18 protein-coding genes are annotated in these 19,349 nt (G+C 58.1%); 15 read left to right on the top strand and 3 right to left on the bottom strand.

What is annotated here, in order from left to right:
- Positions 1 to 155 precede the first annotated feature (155 nt).
- The 4 genes from phaC (F8N96_RS05260) (at position 156) to F8N96_RS05240 (ending at position 5,434) form a co-directional block, all read left to right on the top strand.
- Positions 156 to 1,835, top strand: a complete 1,680-nt coding sequence (phaC, locus tag F8N96_RS05260) for a class II poly(R)-hydroxyalkanoic acid synthase (RefSeq protein ID WP_150796919.1) — start codon at positions 156 to 158, stop codon at positions 1,833 to 1,835.
- Between the two features lie 148 nt (positions 1,836 to 1,983).
- Positions 1,984 to 2,838, top strand: coding sequence for a poly(3-hydroxyalkanoate) depolymerase (gene phaZ, locus F8N96_RS05255; RefSeq protein ID WP_150796918.1), 855 nt, complete (start codon positions 1,984 to 1,986; stop codon positions 2,836 to 2,838).
- Between the two features lie 114 nt (positions 2,839 to 2,952).
- A complete protein-coding gene (gene phaC, locus F8N96_RS05250; protein ID WP_150796917.1) occupies positions 2,953 to 4,635 on the top strand; it encodes a class II poly(R)-hydroxyalkanoic acid synthase in 1,683 nt (560 codons plus the stop codon).
- Positions 4,636 to 4,813: 178 nt separating this feature from the next.
- Positions 4,814 to 5,434 (top strand): TetR/AcrR family transcriptional regulator, encoded by a 621-nt coding sequence (locus F8N96_RS05240; RefSeq protein WP_150796915.1) that lies wholly within the window; start codon positions 4,814 to 4,816, stop codon positions 5,432 to 5,434.
- Positions 5,435 to 5,616: 182 nt separating this feature from the next.
- Here F8N96_RS05240 and F8N96_RS05235 read toward each other — a convergent pair whose 3' ends face one another.
- The 3 genes from F8N96_RS05235 to F8N96_RS05225 form a co-directional block, all read right to left on the bottom strand.
- A complete protein-coding gene (locus F8N96_RS05235) occupies positions 5,617 to 6,459 on the bottom strand; it encodes a phasin family protein (protein ID WP_150796914.1) in 843 nt (280 codons plus the stop codon).
- A 10-nt stretch (positions 6,460 to 6,469) separates the two neighbouring features.
- Positions 6,470 to 6,892 carry a phasin family protein gene (locus tag F8N96_RS05230; RefSeq protein ID WP_150796913.1) on the bottom strand — a complete coding sequence of 141 codons (423 nt, stop codon included), beginning with the start codon at positions 6,890 to 6,892 and terminating at the stop codon, positions 6,470 to 6,472.
- A 128-nt stretch (positions 6,893 to 7,020) separates the two neighbouring features.
- Complete coding sequence (locus tag F8N96_RS05225; RefSeq protein ID WP_150796912.1) at positions 7,021 to 7,296, bottom strand: polyhydroxyalkanoic acid system family protein; 276 nt, start codon at positions 7,294 to 7,296, stop codon at positions 7,021 to 7,023.
- A 155-nt stretch (positions 7,297 to 7,451) separates the two neighbouring features.
- On the opposite strand from F8N96_RS05225, the gene ubiE reads away from it, so the two are divergent.
- From ubiE to F8N96_RS05170, 11 genes are all read left to right on the top strand, one after another.
- The gene (ubiE, locus tag F8N96_RS05220) at positions 7,452 to 8,222 is read left to right on the top strand and encodes a bifunctional demethylmenaquinone methyltransferase/2-methoxy-6-polyprenyl-1,4-benzoquinol methylase UbiE (protein WP_007989286.1); all 771 of its coding nucleotides are present in this window, start codon (positions 7,452 to 7,454) and stop codon (positions 8,220 to 8,222) included.
- Positions 8,222 to 8,845 (top strand): SCP2 domain-containing protein, encoded by a 624-nt coding sequence (locus F8N96_RS05215; protein WP_150763382.1) that lies wholly within the window; start codon positions 8,222 to 8,224, stop codon positions 8,843 to 8,845. The genes ubiE and F8N96_RS05215 overlap by 1 nt, the downstream gene beginning before the upstream one ends.
- Complete coding sequence (gene ubiB, locus F8N96_RS05210) at positions 8,842 to 10,446, top strand: ubiquinone biosynthesis regulatory protein kinase UbiB (RefSeq protein ID WP_150796911.1); 1,605 nt, start codon at positions 8,842 to 8,844, stop codon at positions 10,444 to 10,446. Before F8N96_RS05215 ends, ubiB begins: the two co-directional genes overlap by 4 nt.
- Before the next feature lie 81 nt (positions 10,447 to 10,527).
- Positions 10,528 to 10,929 carry a phosphoribosyl-AMP cyclohydrolase gene (hisI, locus tag F8N96_RS05205; RefSeq protein WP_150796910.1) on the top strand — a complete coding sequence of 134 codons (402 nt, stop codon included), beginning with the start codon at positions 10,528 to 10,530 and terminating at the stop codon, positions 10,927 to 10,929.
- Positions 10,922 to 11,254: a phosphoribosyl-ATP diphosphatase gene (locus F8N96_RS05200; protein ID WP_007899279.1), complete on the top strand. Its 333-nt coding sequence runs from the start codon at positions 10,922 to 10,924 to the stop codon at positions 11,252 to 11,254. The genes hisI and F8N96_RS05200 overlap by 8 nt, the downstream gene beginning before the upstream one ends.
- Before the next feature lie 25 nt (positions 11,255 to 11,279).
- Complete coding sequence (locus tag F8N96_RS05195) at positions 11,280 to 11,558, top strand: twin-arginine translocase TatA/TatE family subunit (protein ID WP_150796909.1); 279 nt, start codon at positions 11,280 to 11,282, stop codon at positions 11,556 to 11,558.
- A 10-nt stretch (positions 11,559 to 11,568) separates the two neighbouring features.
- Positions 11,569 to 12,030, top strand: coding sequence for a Sec-independent protein translocase protein TatB (tatB, locus tag F8N96_RS05190; protein ID WP_150796908.1), 462 nt, complete (start codon positions 11,569 to 11,571; stop codon positions 12,028 to 12,030).
- Complete coding sequence (tatC, locus tag F8N96_RS05185) at positions 12,027 to 12,821, top strand: twin-arginine translocase subunit TatC (protein ID WP_150796907.1); 795 nt, start codon at positions 12,027 to 12,029, stop codon at positions 12,819 to 12,821. The genes tatB and tatC overlap by 4 nt, the downstream gene beginning before the upstream one ends.
- Positions 12,818 to 13,525 (top strand): 16S rRNA (uracil(1498)-N(3))-methyltransferase, encoded by a 708-nt coding sequence (locus tag F8N96_RS05180; protein ID WP_150796906.1) that lies wholly within the window; start codon positions 12,818 to 12,820, stop codon positions 13,523 to 13,525. Before tatC ends, F8N96_RS05180 begins: the two co-directional genes overlap by 4 nt.
- A 192-nt stretch (positions 13,526 to 13,717) precedes the next feature.
- The gene (locus F8N96_RS05175) at positions 13,718 to 15,634 is read left to right on the top strand and encodes a methyl-accepting chemotaxis protein (protein WP_150796905.1); all 1,917 of its coding nucleotides are present in this window, start codon (positions 13,718 to 13,720) and stop codon (positions 15,632 to 15,634) included.
- A 232-nt stretch (positions 15,635 to 15,866) separates the two neighbouring features.
- Positions 15,867 to 19,259, top strand: a complete 3,393-nt coding sequence (locus F8N96_RS05170; RefSeq protein ID WP_150796904.1) for a fibronectin type III domain-containing protein — start codon at positions 15,867 to 15,869, stop codon at positions 19,257 to 19,259.
- The last annotated feature ends 90 nt before the right edge of the window (positions 19,260 to 19,349 follow it).

Here is a 19,349-nt window from a genome sequence, read left to right as displayed (position 1 = left end):
CGGGTAACCAATGGAACTGGCAAGGTCCCTGCAGTGCTCGCTGAACTGAAAAGCAGCGATGCAGAATTATCGGTCACCCGAGCAGTAGTACCTGGCATTGGCTGTGAGACTACGCAGCCGCCCCAGGTATTCGTCGGGACAATGGAGCGTCGTAGATGAGTAACAAGAATAACGATGACTTGAAGTATCAGGCCTCGGAAAACACCTTGGGGCTGAATCCTGTCGTTGGGTTGCGTGGCAAGGATCTACTGGCTTCTGCTCGGATGGTGCTCAGGCAAGCCATCAAACAACCGATTCACAGTGCCAGGCATGTCGCCCATTTCGGTCGTGAACTCACGCACGTGCTGCTCGGCAAATCCGGGCTGCAACCGACAAGCGATGACCGTCGCTTCGCCGATCCGGCCTGGAGCCAGAACCCGCTCTACAAACGTTATCTGCAGACCTACCTGGCGTGGCGCAAGGAGCTCCACGACTGGATCGACCACAGCAATCTGTCGCCCAACGATGCCAGTCGCGGGCACTTCGTGATCAACCTCATGACCGAAGCCATGGCGCCGACCAACAGTGCGGCCAATCCGGCGGCGGTCAAACGCTTCTTCGAAACCGGCGGCAAAAGCCTGCTCGATGGCCTCTCACATCTGGCCAAGGACCTGGTGCACAACGGCGGCATGCCTAGCCAGGTCAACATGGGCGCCTTTGAAGTCGGCAAAAGCCTGGGCGTTACCGAAGGCGCAGTCGTTTTCCGCAACGACGTGCTGGAGCTGATCCAGTACCGGCCGACCACCGAGCAGGTGCACGAACGTCCCTTGCTGGTAGTACCGCCGCAGATCAACAAGTTCTACGTGTTCGACCTGAGTCCGGACAAGAGCCTGGCGCGTTTCTGCCTGCGCAATAACGTGCAGACCTTTATCGTCAGCTGGCGCAACCCGACCAAGGAGCAGCGCGAGTGGGGGCTGTCGACCTACATCGAGGCGCTCAAGGAAGCGGTCGACGTGGTCACCGCGATCACTGGCAGCAAAGACGTGAACATGCTCGGCGCCTGCTCCGGCGGCATCACCTGCACCGCGCTGGTGGGCCACTATGCAGCGCTCGGCGAGAACAAGGTCAACGCTCTCACCTTGCTGGTCAGCGTGCTGGATACCACGCTGGACAGCGACGTGGCGCTATTCGTCAATGAACAGACCCTCGAATCCGCCAAGCGCCACTCGTATCAGGCCGGCGTGCTGGAAGGCCGCGACATGGCGAAAGTCTTCGCCTGGATGCGCCCCAATGATCTGATCTGGAACTACTGGGTCAACAACTACCTGCTGGGCAATGAGCCGCCGGTGTTCGACATCCTGTTCTGGAACAACGACACCACGCGGTTGCCTGCAGCCTTCCACGGCGACCTGATCGAGTTGTTCAAAAGCAACCCGTTGATCCGCGCCGATGCACTGGAAGTGTGCGGTACGCCGATCGATCTGAAGCAGGTCACTGTCGACATCTTTTCCCTGGCCGGGACCAACGACCACATTACGCCGTGGAAGTCCTGCTACAAATCGGCGCAACTGTTCGGCGGCAAGGTCGAGTTCGTGCTGTCCAGCAGCGGGCATATCCAGAGCATTCTGAACCCGCCGGGCAATCCGAAGTCGCGCTACATGACCAGCAGCGAAATGCCGGTCATGGCCGAGGACTGGCAAGAAAACTCCACCAAGCACACTGACTCCTGGTGGCTGCATTGGCAGGCCTGGCAGGCCGAGCGTTCGGGCAACCTGAAAAAGGCTCCGGCGAAACTGGGCAACAGGGCGTATCCGGCAGGCGAAGCGGCACCAGGCACTTACGTACACGAGCGGTAACCGACATACCCCACCCTATCTGTAGGAGCGAGGCTTGCCCGCGAATGAAGCGACTCGGTGTAACAGATACACCTCATCATCGTTCTTCGCGGGCAAGCCTCGCTCCTACAGATGGCGCGGGGACGAACTCACCCACAGGGCCTGAAGCATGCCGCAACAGTTCATCTTTCGTACCATCGACCTGGATGGCCAGACCCTCCGTACGGCGGTACGCCCCGGCAAGCCTCACTTGACGCCCTTGCTGATTTTCAACGGCATCGGCGCCAACCTGGAGCTGGTGTTTCCGTTCATCGCGGCGCTGGACCCGGACCTGGAAGTCATTGCCTTCGATGTACCCGGTGTCGGCGGCTCGTCGACACCCAACCGACCGTATCGTTTTCCGGGCCTTGCGAAACTCACGGCGCGGATGCTCGACTATCTCGACTATGGACAAGTCAACGTGATCGGCGTGTCCTGGGGTGGCGCCCTCGCCCAGCAGTTCGCTTATGACTATCCCGAGCGTTGCAAGAAACTCGTTCTGGCGGCCACGGCGGCTGGCGTGGTGATGGTGCCGGGCAAGCCAAAAGTGCTATGGCTGATGGCCAGCCCGCGGCGCTATATCCAGCCGTCTCATGTGATCCGTATTGCGCCGATGATTTACGGCGGGGCGTTCCGGCGCGATCCAACCCTCGCCGCCAGCCACGCCGCCAAGGTGCGTTCCGCGGGCAAGCTCGGTTACTACTGGCAATTGTTCGCGGGCCTGGGCTGGACCAGCATTCACTGGCTGCACAAGATCCATCAGCCAACCCTGGTGCTGGCCGGCGACGACGACCCGCTGATCCCGCTGATCAACATGCGCGTGCTGGCGTGGCGGATTCCCAATACTCAGCTGCACATCATCGATGACGGGCATCTGTTCCTGATTACCCGGGCCGAAGCAGTGGCACCGATCATCATGAAATTCCTTGAGGAAGAAAGGCAGCGCGCAGTCATGCACCCGCATCCGGCGCCATTGGGCGGTTAACCGGCCCATTGTCGGTCGGCAGGACGCCGCTGCGCGCAACAACCCGTAACTGCGTCTATGGTGTTCTGGTTCGACGTGTTTGTTTTAGGCCTGAAGACCAAGGAGTGTTGAGTCATGCGCGACAAACCAGCGAGGGATTTTTTACCCACTCCCGCCGCGTTCATCAACGCACAGAGTGCGATTACCGGCCTGCGTGGTCGGGATCTGTTTTCAACCCTGCGCAGCGTGGCCGCCCATGGTTTGCGCAACCCGGTGCACACCGCCCGACATGCCTTGAAACTGGGCGGCCAATTGGGTCGAGTGCTCCTGGGCGAAACCCTGCACCCGACCAATCCGCATGACAATCGCTTTGCCGACCCCGCCTGGAGTCTCAACCCTTTTTATCGCCGCAGCTTGCAGGCTTATCTGAGCTGGCAGAAGCAAGTCAAGAACTGGATCGACGAGAGCAAAATGAGCCCGGACGATCGCGTCCGCGCCCACTTCGCATTCGCTTTGCTCAACGACGCCCTGGCCCCATCCAATAGCTTGCTCAATCCGCTGGCTATCAAGGAGATCTTCAACTCCGGCGGCAACAGCCTGGTGCGCGGCATCAGCCACCTGGTCGACGACTTGCTGCACAACGACGGCCTGCCCAGGCAAGTCACCAAACACGCTTTCGAAGTGGGCAAAACGGTCGCCACCACCACCGGCTCCGTGGTGTTTCGCAATGAGTTGCTGGAGCTGATCCAGTACAAGCCGATGAGCGAAAAGCAGTATTCCAAACCTTTGCTGGTAGTGCCGCCACAGATCAACAAGTACTACATTTTCGACCTGAGCCCCCACAACAGCTTCGTCCAGTACGCACTGAAAAACAGCCTGCAAACCTTCATGATCAGTTGGCGCAATCCTGATGTGCGCCATCGTGAATGGGGCCTGTCGACCTATGTTGAAGCCGTCGAAGAGGCGATGAACGTATGCCGGGCGATCACCGGTGCCCGCGAGGTCAACCTGATGGGCGCCTGCGCCGGCGGCCTGACCATCGCCGCGCTGCAAGGGCATTTGCAGGCCAAGCGCCAACTGCGCAGGGTATCCAGCGCGACCTACCTGGTGAGCCTGCTCGACAGCCAGCTGGACACGCCCGCGACCCTGTTCGCCGATGAGCAAACCCTTGAGGCGGCCAAGCGCCGTTCCTATCAGAAAGGCGTGCTGGACGGTCGGGACATGGCCAAGGTCTTTGCCTGGATGCGCCCCAACGATTTGATCTGGAGTTACTTCGTCAACAACTACCTGTTGGGCAAGGAACCGCCGGCGTTCGACATTCTCTACTGGAACAACGACAGCACGCGCCTGCCAGCGGCCCTCCATGGCGACCTGCTGGATTTCTTCAAGCACAATCCGCTGGGTCATCCGGGCGGCCTTGAAGTGTGCGGTACGGCGATCGACTTGCAGAAAGTCACGGTCGACAGCTTCAGCGTGGCTGGCATCAACGACCACATCACCCCATGGGACGCGGTGTATCGCTACACCCTGCTGCTGGGTGGCGAGCGGCGCTTCGTACTCTCCAACAGCGGGCATGTGCAGAGCATCCTCAACCCACCCTCCAACCTGAAAGCCAATTTCGTCGAAAGCACGAAGCTGAGCAGCGACCCACGGGCCTGGTATTACGACGCCAAGCAAGTCGACGGCAGCTGGTGGACTCAGTGGCTGGGCTGGATTCAGGAGCGCTCGGGCGCACTGAAAGAAACCCGGATGACGCTTGGCAGCCCGAATTATCCACCGATGGAGGCAGCGCCCGGCACCTACGTGCGTGTGCGCTGAACCTTAAAACGCTGCAGCCAGCTTTCAATCCGTGTAGGAGCGAGCTTGCTCGCGATGGACGTCAACGATGACGCGTGCTGCCTGGTCAACCGCGTTCTCCTTTCGTTTTTCGCGAGCAAGCTCGCTCCTACAGGGACAGGCATTGGCCGTGGCATGACTCGATCATTAAGAAGACTGGATGAAAACCCGCGACCGGATCCTCGAATGTGCCCTGCAGTTGTTCAATGAGAAGGGCGAACCGAACGTCTCCACCATGGAAGTTGCCAATGAAATGGGGATTAGCCCGGGTAATCTTTACTACCACTTCCACGGCAAGGAACCGCTGATACTCGGCTTGTTCGAGCGCTTCCAGAACGAGCTTGCGCCACTGCTCGATCCACCTGCCGATGTCGAACTTGCCCCCGACGATTACTGGCTGTTCCTGCACCTGATCGTCGAGCGCCTGGCGCACTACCGGTTTTTGTTCCAGGACCTGTCGAACCTGGCCGGGCGCCTGCCGAAGCTGGCCAAGGGCATCCGCAACCTGCTCAACGCGCTCAAGCGCACGCTGGCTTCATTGCTGGCGCAGTTGAAGGCTCAGGGACAGTTGGTCAGCGACACCCAGGCGCTGGGACAGCTGGTGGAGCAGATCACCATGACACTGCTGTTCTCGCTGGACTATCAGCGGATTCTTGACCGTGGGGGCGAGGTGAGGCTGGTGGTGTATCAGATCATGATGCTGGTGGCGCCGCATCTGCTGCCGCCGATCAAAGTGGCGACCGAGCAAATGGCGCTTCAATACCTCGAAGAACACGAATAACCCACCCTGTAGGAGCTGGCTTGCCAGCGAAAGCGTCCGTTCAGGCGATGAATGTATCGACTGACCCGCCGCCTTCGCTGGCAAGCCAGCTCCTACAGGGGATCTGCGGCACTCACAGAACCGAGCACAAACAAAAACGCCCGACCTTGGCAGGCCGGGCGTTTTCTTGAGTCCCGGGAAAATCAGGACTGACTGGTTGGCGTCGATAGAGCTGGCGCGGCAGTCTGGGTTGCAGCAGGGGTCGGTGCAGCAGCGGAGTTCGATGTGCTGACCGGGGTTGCCGGGGTTGCCGGGGTGGCGGCAGCCACTGCCGGTTTTGGAGCAGCGGCTTTCAGCGCTGCCGGTTTTTTCACTGCCGGCTTCTTCGCAACGGCAGGTTTTGCCGCTGGCTTGGTTGCCGGTTTGGCTGCTGCGGTTTTCGCTGCAGGCTTGGCAGCAGATTTGGCGGCGACCGGTTTGGCCGCTGCCTTGGCGGCTGCAGGTTTAGCGGCGGCAGTCTTGGCAGCTGCAGGTTTAGCGGCAGCAGTCTTGGCGGCTGGTTTAGCGGCAGCCTTGGCCAGCGGCTTGGCTGCCGGCTTGGCTGCTGCGGTTTTGGCCGCAACAGGCGCAACCTTGGCACCGGTGAGTTTTTCGATTTGCTTGGTCAGGGTATCGACCTTGCTGTGCAGTGCCTTGACCTCATTGCGGCTTGGAACACCCAGGCGCGAAATGGCGCTGTTCAGACGCTTGTCGAAAGCCCCTTCCAGCTCATCCCACTTGCCCATTGCACGATCTTTCACGCCGCTGATACGCGACTTGGCAGAAGAAGCGGAATCCTTGGCGGCATCGACTTTCTTATCGACAGCGCTCTTGGTGAGCTTCTCGGCTTTCTCGCCATCTTTAACCAATGCATCGAAGAGCTTGCTGCCGTCAGTGTCGATCTTCGAGTACACGCCCAAACCAGCCAGCCAGATTTTGCGGGAGTAGTCTTCGACCTTCCCGATCCACGAGCTGCCTTCTTTATCGGTGTTCTTTTTACCAGCCATCCCGTTCTCCTTAAGATTTACGCGCGACGCGTTCGAGCAATGCCGTCAGCTCATCGAGCTTGGCAGAGAGTGTCTCCACGTCATGTTTAGACGGAATGCCGATACGATTCAAGGTACTTGCAACACGCGAGTCGAAAGCCTTCTCGACTTTGTCGAGTTGTACTTCGACCTTGCCTTTGAAAGAGCTGACTTCAGTCTTGGCTTCATCGATCTCGGCATTCGCCGCTTCGAGCTTCTCGGCAACAGCTTCTTTGCCTTTCTTTTCAACAGCTTGACCGGCAACAATCAACTCTTGAAAGTACTCGCCACCTTCTTGGCCGACCCTGGCGTAAGCCCCCAGGCCTGCCAGCCAGATCTTGCGAGCATAGGATTTGACGTCGCTCAGAGCAGTTGTCGAAGCGTCGATTTTTTTCTTCAAAATAACTTTGGCCATGGTGCACCTCACGCGCAGAAGGTTTGAGGAACTGCCCGCGAAAGCGTCGGGCTCAGGCACAAAGTAGTGAGAATAATTAGAAACGGCACCCTAACAACTGACATGAATCCGTGGCGATATTTTCGGGATCAGGCCAAGGCTTTATCGAGCGCCTTCTCGATTTCCGATTTGATCGTGCCGCTCATGGCCGACATCAACAGACCCAACTCGACATCGACCCTGATCCAATCTTCACCCACATGGACCTCGCCTTTCACACCTGAACGCTTGAGGTTCAGCGTATCGCCGGACCACTGCGGCTCCAGGCCATATTGCTCGGACAGCTTCTGCGCCAACTTGTCGGCCTTCTCGCGGGCCGCTTCCTTACCCAGGCCGTGGGCACGCTCAACACTAATACGGGCCATGAAATGACTCCTGCTTTATGGATACTTTCCTGAAGCATCTTGACCGCTGCTGCGGCAAAACGTCCCGGTGGTTACCTATCTTACCTGCAGCCTTGCCAAGACAAAGCAGGCCACCGGGATTAGAATGTCCCGCATTCTCTTTTGGTGACAGCGATATGACTGATCAGCGCAAAGGCAGCGATGCCGAACCCACCACTCACTTCGGCTTCAAAAACGTTCCGGAAAGCCAGAAGGCGGAAAAAGTCGCTGAGGTTTTCCACTCGGTAGCGGCCAAGTACGACTTGATGAACGACCTCCTGTCGGGCGGCATGCACCGTTTGTGGAAGCGTTTTGCGATCGAGCTGTCGGGCGTTCGCACCGGCAACCGCGTGCTGGATATCGCCGGCGGTACCGGCGACCTGACCAGGAAATTCTCGCACCTCGTTGGCCCGACCGGCCAGGTCGTGCTGGCCGACATCAACGAATCCATGCTCAAGGTCGGTCGTGACCGCCTGCTGGATCTGGGTGTGGCCGGCAACGTCGAATTCGTTCAGGCCGACGCTGAAAAGCTGCCGTTCCCGGACAACCATTTTGACTGCGTGACCATCGCCTTCGGCCTGCGCAACGTTACGCATAAAGAAGACGCCCTGCGCTCGATGCTGCGCGTGCTGAAACCAGGTGGCCGTTTGCTGGTGCTGGAATTCTCCAAGCCGACCAACGCGCTGATGTCCAAAGCCTACGACGCCTACTCGTTCGCCTTCATGCCACTGATGGGCAAGCTGATCACCAACGACTCGGAAAGCTATCGCTACCTGGCCGAATCGATCCGCATGCACCCGAATCAGGAAACCTTGAAGTCGATGATGGTCGAGGCCGGTTTCGACCGCGTGACCTATCACAACATGACTGCAGGTATCGTTGCCTTGCACCGCGGCATCAAACCCTGATGTTGCTGGCCGGCCTGCTCGCCAGCGTCGAACTCGGACTGAACCGGGTGCTGCGGCTCGACAGCACCGCGTTGCCGCGGCTGGCGCATTTGAGTGGCAAGGTGATCGCTGTCGATTGTCGCAGCCCGGCGCTGCAGCTGTTCATCCTGCCCAGCGATGAAGGCTTGATGCTCGCCGCCCACTGGGAAACCGGCGCCGACTGCACCTTGCGTGCTCCGGCCTCGAGCCTGTTGAAACTGGCGATGAGCAAGGACAAGTCCTCGGTCCTGCATGGTCCTGAAGTCGAACTCGACGGCGACAGCGGTGTGCTGCTGGAACTGGCGGCGATCCTTCAAGACCTTGAGCTGGACTGGGAGTACGAACTCTCACGCTGGCTGGGACCGGTCGCCACGCATCTGGTCGGCGGTCACCTGCGCAGCCGCGCACGCTGGTACCAGCAAGGGTTCGCCAGCCTGAACCAGAACCTGGGCGAATACCTGGCCGAAGAATCGCGCACCCTCGTCGGTCAGCGCGAAGCCGAAGCCCGTTTCAGTGAACTGGACCAGATCAAACTCGATCTGGAACGTCTCGAGGCGCGTTTCGAGCGCCTTTCCCGATCCTTCGACCCAAGCGATAACGCATGAAGCTGCTTGCCGTCCGCCGTTTGTTGCGCATCCAGCGCGTTGTGATTCGCTACCGCCTCGATGACCTGCTGTTCGCCCTGCCCCTGCCCTGGTTTCTGCTGGCGCTGCGCTACGCCTTGCCGTGGCGCTGGTTCCCGCGCAAGACCCTGGACCTGAGCCGCGGTGCGCGATTGCGCCTGGCGTTGCAGGACCTGGGACCGATTTTCATCAAGTTCGGGCAGATTCTCTCCACTCGCCGCGACCTGCTGCCGGAAGACATCGCCGATGAGCTGATGAAACTGCAGGACCGGGTGCCGCCGTTCGACTCGCAAGTGTCGATCAGGCTGATCGAAGAGCAGCTCGGCAAAAAGATCAGTGAAGTATTTACCCGCTTCGACGTCGAACCGCTGGCCTCGGCCTCGGTGGCGCAGGTGCATGCCGCGCAACTGAAAACCGGCGAAGAAGTGGTGGTCAAGGTCATCCGTCCAGGCCTGAAACCGATTATTGCCCAAGACCTGGCGTGGCTGTTCATCCTCGCCCGCGCCGCCGAAAAGCTCTCGGCCGACGCGCGCCTGCTGCACCCGGTGGACGTGGTCCAGGATTACGAAAAAACCATCTACGATGAACTCGACCTGTTGCGCGAAGCGGCCAACGCCAGCCAGCTGAAGCGCAACTTCGATGGCTCGGAGCTGCTTTACGTGCCGCAAGTCTATTGGGACTGGTGCCGGCCGAAAGTGCTGGTGATGGAACGCATCTACGGGATCCAGGTCACCGACCTCGCCACCCTGGCCGACCAGCGCACCGACATGAAAATGCTCGCCGAGCGCGGCGTGGAGATCTTCTTCACCCAGGTCTTCCGCGACAGCTTCTTCCACGCCGACATGCACCCGGGCAACATCTTCGTCAGCACGGTCAATCCGTGGAGCCCGCAATACATTGCGATCGACTGCGGCATCGTCGGCAGCCTGACCCCGGAAGACCAGGACTACCTGGCGCGCAACCTGTTCGCGTTCTTCAAGCGCGATTATCGTCGCGTGGCGCAATTGCACATCGATTCGGGCTGGGTGCCGGCGGAAACCAAACTCAACGAATTCGAAGCGGCGATCCGCACCGTGTGCGAGCCGATCTTCGAAAAACCGTTAAAAGATATTTCCTTCGGCCAGGTGCTGATGCGCCTGTTCCAGACGGCTCGACGCTTCAACATGGAAGTGCAGCCGCAGCTCGTGCTGCTGCAGAAAACCCTGTTGAACATCGAAGGCCTGGGCCGCCAGCTGTACCCGGACCTGGATCTGTGGAACACCGCCCAGCCGTTCCTCGAACGCTGGATGCGCGAGCGGGTCAGCCCCAAAGTCTTGCTCGGCAACGTGCAGAGCCAGTTCGAACAACTGCCGCACCTGGCGAACATGGCCCGCGACCTGCTTGAGCGCATGTCCCAGCCCCACGCCAACGATCCCCCACCACCATGGCATCGACGCAAGGACGACTGGCTCCTGCGCCTGCTCGGTTGCGCGCACCTGGCCGGCGGCACGATACTCGCCGCGGGCGGGCCATTGAACGAAATGGGCCATTGGCCGGCCGGCATCATGGTGGCCGTCGGTTTGTATCTGGTCGTTCGCCGATAGCCAGCGCCCCCGCACGCTGGCACACTGTTTCAACGCCTGTGCCCGACTAATGAAGTGTCGGGCCCGCTGTCGGAGTCGATGATGAAAAACTGGCTGGACGAGATCAAGTGGGACGCTGATGGCCTGGTGCCGGCGATTGCCCAGGATCACAAGACCGGACGCGTCCTGATGATGGCCTGGATGAACCGGGAAGCGCTGGAACTGACCGCTGCCGAGAACCGCGCCATTTACTGGTCGCGCTCCCGTGGCAAATTGTGGCGCAAGGGCGAAGAATCCGGGCACGTGCAAACACTGCATGAGATGCGCCTGGACTGTGACGCCGACGTGATCATCCTGATGGTCGAGCAGATCGGCGATATCGCTTGCCATACCGGCCGCCAGAGCTGCTTCTACCGTGTCTTCGAGAACGGCGACTGGACAACCGTCGACCCGGTCCTGAAAGACCCGCACGCCATCTACAGCGCAGGACACACCCATGAGTGATACGTTGACCCGCCTGGCCCAGGTACTGGAAGAGCGCAAAGGCGCCGCCGCCGACAGCTCGTATGTCGCCAGCCTGTACCACAAGGGCTTGAACAAGATTCTGGAAAAAGTCGGCGAAGAGTCGGTCGAAACCATCATTGCCGCCAAGGACGCCGCCATCAGCGGTGACTGCAGCGATGTGATCTACGAAACCGCCGATTTGTGGTTCCACAGCATGGTCATGCTCGCCCAACTGGGGCAACATCCACAGGCTGTGCTCGATGAACTGGACCGTCGCTTCGGTCTGTCCGGACACGCCGAGAAAGCCTCGCGCCCGTCCGCCTGAACAACTATTAGAGAGGAGCAGCATCATGGGTATTTTTGACTGGAAGCACTGGGTCGTCATCCTGGTTGTCGTGGTGCTGGTGTTCGGTACCAAGAAGCTGAAAAACCTCGGCACCGACGTGGGCGAGTCGATCAAGGGCTTTCGCAAGGCCATGAACGATGAAGACAAGCCGGCTGATCCGACGGTGACCCCGCAACAACCGGTTCCACCTGCTCAACCACAGACCGCACAGTCCGTGAACCCGCCGCACACCATCGACGTGCAGGCGCAAAAAGTCGAAGAGCCGATTCGCAAAGACGTGTGAGCACTGACTAATGTTTGGTATCAGCTTCTCTGAACTGCTGCTCGTCGGCCTCGTGGCCCTGCTGGTGCTGGGCCCAGAGCGTCTGCCGGGCGCTGCGCGCACCGCCGGCCTGTGGGTCGGCCGTCTGAAGCGCAGCTTCAACGCGATCAAACAGGAAGTTGAACGTGAAATCGGTGCCGACGAGATTCGTCGGCAGCTGCACAACGAGCACATTCTGTCGCTGGAGCAGGAGGCGCGGAAGATTTTCACGCCGACTCAGCAGGAGGCCGCACCGGTTCAGCCGGTTGAACCTGTGGCGGAGCAGACGATTCATGCTCCGACTGCAGACGCTACACCTGCCCCGGCACCGACGGAAACGGTGAAAGCTGTTGAACCGGCGCCGGTTGTCGCCTCCATAGAACCTGTTGCTCCTGCCGCCGCGCCGATAACGCCGGCTCCTCACGACACCACTTTGCCGCCGCGAGTCTCATGAGCGATCTTCCCGAAAACGACCAGCACATGCCGCTGGTTTCGCACCTCACCGAGTTGCGTACCCGCCTGCTGCGCTGTGTAGCGGCGATTTTCATCATCTTCGCCGGGTTGTTCGCCTTCACCCAGCAGATCTACACCTTCGTCTCCACGCCGCTGCGCCAGTACCTGCCGGTCGGCGCGACGATGATCGCCACCGATGTGTCCTCGCCGTTCCTGACGCCGCTGAAGCTGACCATGATGGTGTCGCTGTTCCTGGCAATCCCGGTGATCCTGCATCAGATCTGGGGCTTCATCGCGCCGGGGCTGTACAAGCATGAGAAGCGCATCGCCGTGCCATTGCTGGTGTCCAGCATCATGCTGTTCTACACCGGCATGGCGTTCGCCTACTACCTGGTGTTCCCGCTGATCTTCAAATTCTTCGCCGCCGCCACCCCGGCCGGCGTGGAAATGATGACCGACATCAGCAGCTACCTCGACTTCGTCATGACGCTGTTCTTCGCCTTTGGCGTGGCGTTCGAAATCCCGGTGGCCGTGGTGCTGCTGGTGTGGATCGGCGTGGTCAACGTCGCCTACCTGAAGAAAATCCGTCCGTACGTGATCATCGGCTGCTTCGTGGTCGGCATGATCCTCACACCGCCAGACATCTTCTCGCAGACCCTGCTGGCCGTGCCGATGTGGCTGCTGTTCGAGATCGGCATCCTGTTCAGCGGCCTGATCAGCAAGCGCGGCGAGCACCCGGACGACCAACCGGTTGACGATCACAACGACCAGCCGCCAGCGACCCAACCGTGAACCTGCTGCTCCTCGAAGAGGCCGATTTCATTGCGGCCGACCGGGTGATCCTGCGCGATCGCCGGTTGACTCACATGCAGGAAGTCCATCGTTCGGTGGTGGGCGACAGCCTGCGGGTCGGACGTATCGACGGGCAGATGGGCTCGGCCGAATTGCTGCGCCTGGACGCCGATGAGGCGGAGTTGCGCGTCACCCTCGACCAACCCCCACCCGCCAAGCTGCCATTGACCCTGATACTGGCCCTGCCACGCCCGAAAATGCTGCGCAGGGTGTTCCAGACCGTGGCGGCCATGGGTGTGCCGCGTATCGTGCTGGTGAACAGCTACCGCGTCGAGAAGAGCTTCTGGCAAACACCCTTCCTGGAGCCCGAAGCCATTCGCGAGCAGTTGATCCTCGGCCTCGAGCAGGCGCGAGACAGCGTGTTGCCGCAGGTCATCATTGAGAAGCGCTTCAAGCCGTTCGTCGAAGATCGTCTTCCGGCCATCACCGACGGCACTCTCGGCCTCGTCGGCCACCCTGGCAACTACCCGCCCTGCCCTCGTGGCCTGGATGAACCGGTGACCCTGGCCATCGGTCCCGAAGGCGGCTGGATCCCTTACGAAATTGACTTGCTGGGCAAGTCCGGCCTGCAACCGGTGCAGCTCGGCGAACGCATCCTGCGGGTCGAAACCGCCGTCACCGCGCTGCTCGCCCGCCTGTTCTAGCCATAACGCGATCCCCTGTAGGAGCTAGCTTGCTAGCGAAGGTCGTTAACGATGACGCAGGCTGCCTGGGTGAACGCGGTGCCTGTACGCCCATCGCGAGCAATCGAGCGTCGACCGGCTGCTCCTACAGATTCCCTGCTCCCTGCCGATACAACTTCCATCAAACAACGTGTGGTCCGATGGAGTTGCAGCATGTACCAATGGCTAGCCGAGAAACTGGGGAACGTCAGCGTCAATCGCAAACTGGGTGTCGGCTTCGGTCTGGTGCTCCTGCTGACCTTGCTCATCACCTTCACCGGCTGGACCGGCCTGAACGAGGTGACAAACCGTGGCGACAAACTCGGGTTCATCTCCAGTCTCAATGAGCTGACCAAAGACCTGCGCATTGCCCGCCTGGACTACGACATGCGTCGCGGCGAACAGGGTCCGGCCGCGGTCAATGACCTGCTTGGCCAGCTCGATACCGGCTTGAAGACCGCCCGTAGGATGATCGAACAACCCGCCGACGCCGCCATGGTCGACCAGCAGCTGGCTGCCGTCGCTGAGTACAAGCGTGCCTTTGCCGACATGACCCAGGCCACCGCCACTCGCGAAGACGCCCGCAGCAAGCTGGGAGCGACCGCCGACAACGCTGTGGCCCAGGTCGCCGCCGTGGAAAAATCCCTGCTGCAAGGCGAAAGCGTCGCCGATTACAGCGCCGTGATCGAGCTGAGCAAGCTGCTCCAGCAAGCGCGTTATCAGGTTCGCGGCTACACCTACAGCGGCAAGGCCGATGCTGAACAACCGGCATTGGATGCTATTGAAAAGGCCCTGGAAGGCCTGGAGAGCCTGCCATCCAAGGTGCCGGAACAGCACCTCGCCAATCTGCAACAGGCCAGCGAATCGCTGAAAGGTTATCGCGCCGCCGTCAGCCAGTTCCGTGACTCGCAGGTGGCGAACGCCACCGCCCTGAAACAAATGGCTGCACAAGGCAACATCCTTATCGACCTGAGCAAAAAACTGACGGCGTCGCAGACCGTCGTGCGCGACACCGATGCCGCGCACGCCAAAAACATGCTGCTGCTGGCCTCCCTGCTGGCCCTGGCGTTTGGCTTGCTCGCGGCCTGGGCCATCACCCGTCAGATCGTGACGCCCCTGAACCAGACACTCAAAGTCGCCGAGCGCATCGCCGCGGGTGACCTGACGCACAACCTCGTTTCCCGGCGCCAGGACGAACTCGGCCAGCTGCAGCGCGCCATCCAGAGCATGACCCAAGGCCTGCGCGAACTGATCGGCGGCATCAGCGACGGCGTCACGCAAATCGCCAGCGCCGCCGAAGAGTTGTCGGCCGTCACTGAGCAGACCAGTGCCGGGGTCAATAGCCAGAAGGTCGAGACCGACCAGGTTGCGACTGCCATGAACGAAATGACCGCCACGGTCCAGGAAGTCGCCCGCAACGCTGAAGAGGCATCGGAAGCCGCTGTCGCCGCCGACCAGCAAGCCCGCGAAGGTGACAAAGTGGTTGGCGAAGCCATCGCCCAGATCGAACGCCTGGCCCTCGAAGTGGGCCACTCAACCGAGGCCATGGGTCATCTCAAGCGCGAAAGCGACAAGATCGGCAGCGTGCTCGACGTGATCAAATCCGTGGCCCAGCAAACCAACCTGCTGGCGCTCAACGCTGCCATCGAAGCCGCCCGCGCCGGTGAGGCCGGACGCGGTTTCGCGGTGGTCGCCGACGAAGTCCGCAGCCTGGCGCTGCGCACCCAGAAGTCCACTGAAGAAATCGAAGAGTTGATCATCGGTCTGCAAACCGGCACCCAGCAAGTGGCAGCTATCATGGACAACAGCCGCAGCCTGACCGACAGCAGCGTCGAACTGACCCGCCGCGCCGGTGGTTCGCTGAGCAACATCACCCGCACCGTGTCGGCGATCCAGTCGATGAACCAACAGATCGCCGCTGCCGCCGAGCAGCAAAGCGCGGTGGCTGAAGAGATCAATCGTAGCGTGCTGAATGTGCGCGATGTGTCTGAGCAGACTTCGGCTGCGAGTGAGGAAACCGCGGCTTCCAGCGTTGAACTGGCGCGGTTGGGGACGCATTTGCAGATGTTGGTGGGGCGGTTCAGGGTTTGATGGACTGCTTCGCAATGAGCAAGGTGGAATAGCATCGTTTGCCGGCAGACCATATGCCGGCAACTCTCAATCGGCGCCTTAAACTGAATAAATCAGTCCATCCAGGCTGATATCAAAACCTTCAAAGACTAGCAGAACGACCACTCCGCGCAACTAACAGTTCTGCTAGGTTACGCATCTTCTCAAGATGGCACACGATGATGTTTGTTTCTATTTTTTAAGGAGCATCATCATGAACAATGATTCACTCGGCACCTCTGCCATCCCAGAACATGTCGCACCTGAGAACAACACCCCCACTAACAATTACCGCCGATGGATGACCGATATGGCGGCGGACATCGCGCACTTGAAACTGTATCAACTGGCTATTCCTGGCGCGCACAATTCGGGCGTCGATGAGGATGGAAACTATCATATCGGTCAAAACTGGGCGGTTTGCCAATATAACGATTTCTCCTCGCAATTAGCTGCAGGGGCGCGCTACCTGGATTTGCGTCTTGTTGATAGTAGTTATAAGAAGGATATAGGAGGCAAGAAGCCAACGTATCAATTCAAGGAAATTTTTGAGTTCAAGCACGGTATCGTCAGCGTAGGCCGACGATTGTCAGGTTTGGTCTCGGCTGTTTACAATTTCTCTACCGAAAACCCTGGTGAAATAGTAATTATTGATTTTCATCATTACGATAAAGGACGACATTATTCACATACCAGTCTTCAACGGTGCCTACCTTATTTCAACTCTATTAAAAATCGCCTGATCCCCCCCTCAGCCAGCGATTTAAGCATTGGTGAAATACGCCAAACACATCCAGGCTGCAATATAATTTTGTGTTTAAGTCATGGATCTCCTGATAACTGGCCTGGCGGGGTCGTGCGCAAGGACCAGATATGGTCGCCCCTTTCACATAAATGGACTTCAGACGCCACAGAAACAAATGTGACTTCACTGGTGGCTGAATCAATGAGATCACCACCTAGCGGATACTGGGTATTATCTGCCGCTGCCGGCAGCCCTCCGAAAGATTTGCGAGCTGACCACCCGATACGAACAGAGGCATTCGCGCCGGGACGGCAAAATGTAAATATTCTGATGATTGACTTTATTAACGGGAGCAACGCCAGAACCAGTGTAGTTGACCCCTGCATCGCGCTGAACCGATTGAGAGCCGCAGATAAATCCAGCCCTACGACGCCAACTAATTTTGTAGTAACCCCCAAGAATGAAACTATTGTCGATGGTAGAGGCCAAAATACGTTAGTGTTTTCATGGACCCCTTCCACTGACAATTTAGGTGTGCAGTCCTATGAGATTCGAAAAAATGGAATATTTTTCACTTCAACAAATACCCCCCCCCAAGAGTACCAAAATTTCCCTTTGAAAAATTACGCCTTTGCAGTCCGAGGTGTTGACACTGTCGGTAATTACTCGGCATGGTCCAACACCTTTGATCTTATTCAGGACACTACACCTCCGACCATCCCTGACAAGATTTTTTTCACCAATCTGCATCCAACATACGCACATATACAATGGGAACCTTCAATCGATAGAGCTGGGGTAGTCGGTTACGAAGTGTACCTTGACGAGAAATATTTTACATTTGTAGAACACTCGAATATTGCCCCTTCGGTCAACATCGACAAACTGATATCAACAGAGGAATACACAGTAAAAATTCGCGCCAAAGACATAAACGATCTGTACTCTGAATTTGCAACAATAACAATACCTACACGCCCGAGCCTGATCAACTCTCAAATTACAATCTCCCGTTATGACGAGACTTCAGGAAACTATTACGGCAACATTCTTTGGGAGACGGAGGTACCCACAACCGCTTTGCTGGTGTGCCACGTCGATAACCCAGGTTATACTGGCACCTATGAAATTTTACCTAGACAGGTAATAAGCTTCCCTTTCACTTCTCGGCAAATTGGCTATTTAGAGATGAAGATCCAATTAAAGTATGGCGGGGCGAACTTTGAAAGCGTTCTTACCACTTTCACAACCCAATTTGATTTAGCGCGACCAGAACCCATTAGCAACTTAAAAATTACATCCAGCTCCCTAACTACCGCCTCTATCTCTTGGACACCGTCTCCGAGCGCCGAGGTGAAGAGCTATGCAATTTCGCTAAATGAAAACTTTCCGATATCAGTTCCAAGCTCAGTTAATACTTATACATTTGAAAAAATGCCACCCAACCAAACAATTATAGTCGAGGTATGGGCACTTAACGATGTCGATATCCCTTCTGCTTTGGAATCGATCACAATTGAGCCAACCCCACCCGAAAAACCAGGCGCACCAGAAGCAAGCCAATTAACCGATACATCCGCCACACTACTCTGGCCTGCGTCAGAGGGAGTTCAGGTTCGATACGGGATTTCACTTAATGGCACTCTTGTTGCGCAAACCGATCAAACAGAATTCACCATTACGCACCTGAGAGACCACACGGATTATCTTGCAGAAATTCGTGCCTTCAATGATGCAGGCGAATCCGACCCTGCGACTGTTGCATTCAAGACCTTGCTCAGCCCGCCAGCAAATCTCAGGTTTAGCCAAGTTAATGGCCGCTGCAGACTGGCCTGGAACCCGGTTTTCGGCAAGCTTGCCTCTCATGAGGTCTCGATCAATGGCCAGGTGTTCACCGCTGGAGCAGGACGCTACGGCTACAATTTCAAATTGTCCGAACTATCACCAGGCCCTGCGCCACACCGCTTCACGTTCAAGGTTCGCGCTCAGCTTGACGGCAACAACTCCGAAGAAAGCGTTCTGGAGAAAACCCTGGTTGATGACGTCCCGCCCACTCAACCTGGCGCGCCTGTCGCCAGTGCCATCACGGATAAAGGGGTAACGCTGAGCTGGGAGCCCGCTAGCGATAATGTCGGCGTAACAGCGTATCAAATAGTGCTCAATGGATTGTTTGCGTTCACCACACAAGACACGCGTCATACATTCAACGACCTTGTCAGTGGCGCCTATCATCACGTTGTCGTCCGCTCCCAAGACAAGGACGGAAACGTCTCTGCTCCCAGTAAACGCACAGTATTCAAAACGACAGGCGAGGCTCCTTCCCCTCCTCCATCAGCCCCCAGTGTCAGTGTCACTGCCGAGACAGCTACTTCGCTGACATTAGAGTGGAGCCCTCTTGATGGAGCAGCAGGCGTACGAATTTCGCTCAACGAAGAACAATGGAGGGATGTACTTTTACTTCAGAAAGTGTCGATACCCAATCTGTTTCCAAGCGTCGAATACACCATCAGCGTATCGACCTTTGACATATGGGGGCAGTTATCGGAGCCCACAATCCTTTCCCATGAGCTCAGGGACGTCATACCACCGAGCGCCCCAAGTAACTTGGTCGTATCAACTTCAACCAAAGACTCGGTCATGCTGATCTGGGAGGCATCCACGGACGATATTGGCATTTGTAACTACGTGATTTACAACAATCATGAATACTTCGATAGAACGCCGCTTACGAATTACAGCGCTATCGGATTGATGCCTGGGACCCACACTTTTGAAGTTCTCGCGCTGGATCTCTCAGGAAACCTTTCCGAGCCAGCCTCCATCATTGTTGACATCAAAGATGGAACAGCGGCCGCCTTGTAGCGCGGGGTGGCGATTCACCCCCATGTGTCCCAGAGCAGTAGAAACATGGCTCCAATAGCAGTCACCGCCCCTGAAGACACAACCGTGTCG

The sequence above is a fragment of the Pseudomonas fluorescens genome (assembly GCF_902497855.1).
GTDB lineage: Bacteria > Pseudomonadota > Gammaproteobacteria > Pseudomonadales > Pseudomonadaceae > Aquipseudomonas > Aquipseudomonas fluorescens_BI.
This window is presented reverse-complemented; position numbering and strand designations above follow the sequence as displayed.